The 4,746-nt window shown below is 31.1% G+C and carries 2 protein-coding genes; one reads left to right on the top strand and one right to left on the bottom strand.

The annotated features are described in order from the left end of the window. Positions 1-93 precede the first annotated feature (93 nt). Positions 94-1,905, top strand: coding sequence for a leukocidin family pore-forming toxin (locus tag CTN07_RS22075; protein ID WP_005307016.1), 1,812 nt, complete (start codon positions 94-96; stop codon positions 1,903-1,905). 603 nt (positions 1,906-2,508) lie between these two features. On the opposite strand, the gene CTN07_RS22085 is transcribed toward CTN07_RS22075, so the two are convergent. Beyond that, complete coding sequence (locus CTN07_RS22085) at positions 2,509-4,230, bottom strand: hypothetical protein (protein ID WP_005307013.1); 1,722 nt, start codon at positions 4,228-4,230, stop codon at positions 2,509-2,511. Positions 4,231-4,746: the final 516 nt, after the last annotated feature.

Consider the following 4,746-nt stretch of genomic DNA (forward strand, 5'->3'; position numbering starts at 1 on the left):
CTTAAATAAGGATGATCTGAATACATTATTTGATATGAGAACAGAAGCATTATTTAAAAACTATTGTAATAAAAATGTTCATATGGAGATTTTATGAAAATTAGAAAACTATATAGTTGTATACTTTTAGGTCTTAGTAGCCTATCCGCTAGTGCTATAGCCGAAGTTGATAACTATTCTACACCTGCAGACGTAGTGTCAATACTAAGCAGTGTAAAAAATCCAGATCGTATTGTATATATAAATATGAAACAGGAGGAACTATCAACCTACGATTCTATATTAGAAGATATCATAAATAATGACAAACAATACATCTTTGATCTTTCTTTTGATAGTGATGAAGAAAAAGCTAATATTCAAAAGAAATTTAAGGATTTAATGGGAGTAAAATTTGATAGTAATTTTATAGTTGTAACTGGCTATAAAAATCAACTAATGTATACTCCGATATCAGATACTAATGATCGTATGATATCCATTCTAGATCATGAAGCTAAATCTGATGATATATCTAAATTCCCTAGAGCTTTAGCTTTAAGTTCAGGTAAAGTCGCTAGTGATCAATCAATTTCTTTGCCCCATGTTTCGTTTTACCTTAATGTCAATAAAGAAATAACTGATCAGGAATGTACTTTCCGAAATTCTTTAATTTGGGATAGAGGAAGTCGTTCTTTCTGTAAAAATGGTAACATTTCACTTATTTATCAAGTTATATTAGAGCGTTCTTTATCATTTGGTACTAATGGCGTTGCAACTCCTGATGCAAAAATAGTTCGAATTAGCTTAGATGATAACACTACTGGTGCCGGTATACATCTAAATGATACACTGACACATAAATCCTATTGGGCTAATTATCAAGTGGTATCTGGTTGGGCTAGAGAATGGTCAGCCAGTGCTATTGCTCAAGATTATTTATTTGATATATCCACTTCAAATGAAAAAGCTCAGATATTAAAAACGTTCCCTCGTGAGAATATTAATTCTAATTATAATATAAATGAATCTTCTGGATTCACCATTGGCGTTACTGGTGGTGCAGAGGTGAGTAAAGATGGACCGAAAGCTAGTCTTCAAGCTAGTGCTAGTTATAGTCAATCAAAATCATTATCTTTTAATACACAAGATTATAGAGTTGAAAAGAATTCAACTTCTGCACAAAATGTTTCTTTCCGTTGGGCTAGAGAACAATATCCTAACTCAGAGTCATTGTTAGATAAGTGGACAAATCCTGTATGGTCAGAAGATTATCCTGCTAATCTGAAAAAAGTTCAGCCTCTTAGTTATGCGAGTTTTGTTCCTAAACTTGATGTCATATATAAAGCTTCTCCTAATGAAACAGGAAAAACTCAATTTACTATAGATTCATCAGTTAATATTATGCCTCTATATAATAGAGCATGGTTCTATTTTTATGGAGTTGGCGCACACCAGACCTATTATGGAGTAGATGACCAACCGCTTCGTAGAGTTAACAAAGCAATATCATTTACTGTTGATTGGGAGCACCCTGTGTTTACTGGAGGAACCCCAGTAAATATACAGTTGGCTTCTTTTAACAATAAATGTATGGATATACAAAATAAAGGGATAGTAATGACCGCTGAATGTGATATTAATAGCAAATCGCAGTCATTTATTTATGATCAATATAATCGATACGTTAGTGCAACTAATACTAAACTATGTTTGGATGGTGAATCTCTATCGGAATTACAACCTTGTAGTTTGAAGCTAACTCAAAAATGGTTATGGGATGGAGATAAATTAAAAAATAGTTTTGAAGATAAATACTTAACTTTTGATAATGATACTTTCTTATTAGAAGCTAGCTTATCTAATAAACAAAAATTAAATTCATCATATACAAGAGTTTTTGATTCATCGACTATAAATAAGTAAAAATTAATCTTGATCATTACATTAGCTCATTTGGGGTTAACCCAAATGAGCTTTTCTATATTAACCTTAAATTCCATGTTGATCTTTATGAAGTCAATTATGATTACTAGCTATAGTATTATTATGACTTGATATGAACAAAACTTACTTAATATTGTTATCATTTTAGGATTAACAGGATTGTTGAATTTAGAAAATACGGAGCTATGTTTATCATTAGAATATAAAATAATTGTTTAGATGTAAATCTTAGATAGTAACAATTCTCATAATATTAAGTCGGAATTGGTACTAAAAATTGACATATCTGATTAAATAGGGAAATATCTAACCAGATATGATATTGAAGATGCCATAATTCATCTTAAATATAGTTGATGGCTAATTAACTATATTTAATTGATGTTTTTAAGAAGTTTTATTTTTTTTACTAAAGGTTATGCTATCAACCTCCTTAACATTAAATGTGTATGATTGTGGAAAGTTAAATTGACTTTGAACTATAGAGACAAGAGATATATATCCTTTATGATCATAAGCCCTTTCAATTGACTTGAAAAATCTCTCATCAATTAGATCCCATTTTTTCTTATTCATTTATAGCTAGTTATTAATATCTTTATTTAATATTGTCCATGACGAGTCTGTGTTTTTTTCGTTACCATGAGACGTTAAATGTACTGATTTTTTAGCTTTATTATACCATACGAACTGATCCCAATATGTGTTCTTTATGTTATATGTGTTTTTATTTCCTATTAAAATAAACTCTGATTGTTTAGGTGAGTTTACTAATTTAACAGTTTCATCTGCACTAGCTGAATAGCTAAAGAATAAATTAGGGTAATTATTTAGTCTGAAATAATAACCATTATTCTCTGATGGTACTTTTATGAAATCTAGACCTTTCTTACCTGATGTTATAATTTTCGAATTATTTGCAATAGTATCTGCTGAAAGCTGATTATTGTCATACGCTAATATATTTATGACTTCACCATTATCAGGTTTTGGGGTTGATGGAGCCCAATCTTGACCAGGCGTTTTCCAAGAATTTGATTTCCACTGCCAATTATAAGGGATTTTAATATAAGGGTCATATAGATCAGCGAAACCAGGAACAGGTTCAATATTAAATAAACATTTATTTCTACTCTTTTCTATATTAGATGCTAATTCTTCTATGTTAGTAGGTGTAGGCTTTGAACCATCTGAATTTTTAAAGCTTATGTTTGATAAGCAAGTTTTTTGAGATTGCCCTTTTTTATTATCAGATGTTACAAATGTATCATCTCGATTTTTTTCGTTGTCATACCATGACAACATTTCTTCCTCATCAAAAGATAGCCATGTATCAATTAATTGTTGTGCCTCTTTTCTAGCTGTAGTTTCCCGTTCATTAATATTTGTTGCCATTGTTCTTATAAAAGCAGCCCATAGATCTTTACTTGCTTCTAGTGCAGTTAAAGCGGCTGGCTTCATATTACTTGGTTTATATGATTGCCATCCTGTATCAGATTTTGATTTTTTCTTCCATATTACATCATTAGAGTCATAGAAATCAGAAGAAGTAAAACTGCTATGAGAATGCTGTTCTGAACTGTCAGAACAAATATATCCTTTGACTTGTCTAATTTTTTTATAATTATCTTCTGGTAATCGAACAGTATGCTCTAGGCTAAATGAATCTTGAAACAAATGGACCGCTCGTCCAAATAAGAAGTAATTATAGTCTACTTCAGATTGTGTTGATGATGATGCTCCACCATCCCATACTAATATTCTTTTTTCATTTGCCATTGCAGCATTAACAAAGTGATCAATAAATCGATTTTGAGCTCTTTTTGCTGCAGAAACGCCTCCTTGGCTTCCGATATCATCATAACGTCGCATGAAATGATCTTGCTGGAGATCTGCTGGTTCTTGTGCTGTCGCATCAAAACAATCTGGGCCATATTGACCGATAAAGCCATCTATTACATTAAAACCAGCAATATCGACCCATCGTTCACCAACAATTGCAGAAAAAATAGCATCATATTTAGGTTCGTATAGCTTATCACTTTTTTTTAGATTCTTTATTTTTGATACTTCATTTGATGCTATTTCAAGATCTAAATTTTTTGCGTGGCCTTGTGTCCAGTTAAGTCTAGGATCTTCTGGGTCTGGCTTTATTAGATCCTCAGAATTAAGAAGCTCTAAAGCTGAGGCTCGCGTTAACCATTCATGTCCCATAGGAGTTAAACCGCTACCTCCCCATTGTGTAAAAGCATATGCATTTGAGGAGCAGCACACAATTAACATAGTAAGCGTTTTTATTTTCATAAGTAAATGCCCATATAACCAACTGAAATATTGATGTAATAGAAGTCGCGATAGGTCTAATAACCTATACGCTATCTGGCAGGTTAAGCTTTATCCGTTTTGTTTTCTGTTTAGATTTGTATGACAATAATTTTTTTTGTATCTGTTTTTATCTTTTTATTTAGATGGTTAAGAATATTAGGTTGTACTTGATGTCTCGATAAGAGACAAAAACTATAACAACGAGCCTCATCTATACATTCTAATGAACGCTAAGTGAGTAAGTATTCTCATTTTATTCGAGTTCAAATTACCGCAATTATATTAATTATATCCATATAGAAAGTCCGGCTATAGCTTTTGATAGAAGGTGTCTATTTGAAACTATAAATAATGTTATTTAGTCTCTTTAACTGTTAAAATTATTTATATGAAATTTTCAACTAATATAATTATATTTCTTAATCGAATACTCTATATTGTGACCATTGATATATATACATTTTTATAACAAATAGACTCTAATTGGAGATGGAG

The organism is Photobacterium damselae (assembly GCF_003026815.1).
GTDB classification, from domain to species: Bacteria; Pseudomonadota; Gammaproteobacteria; order Enterobacterales; family Vibrionaceae; genus Photobacterium; species Photobacterium damselae.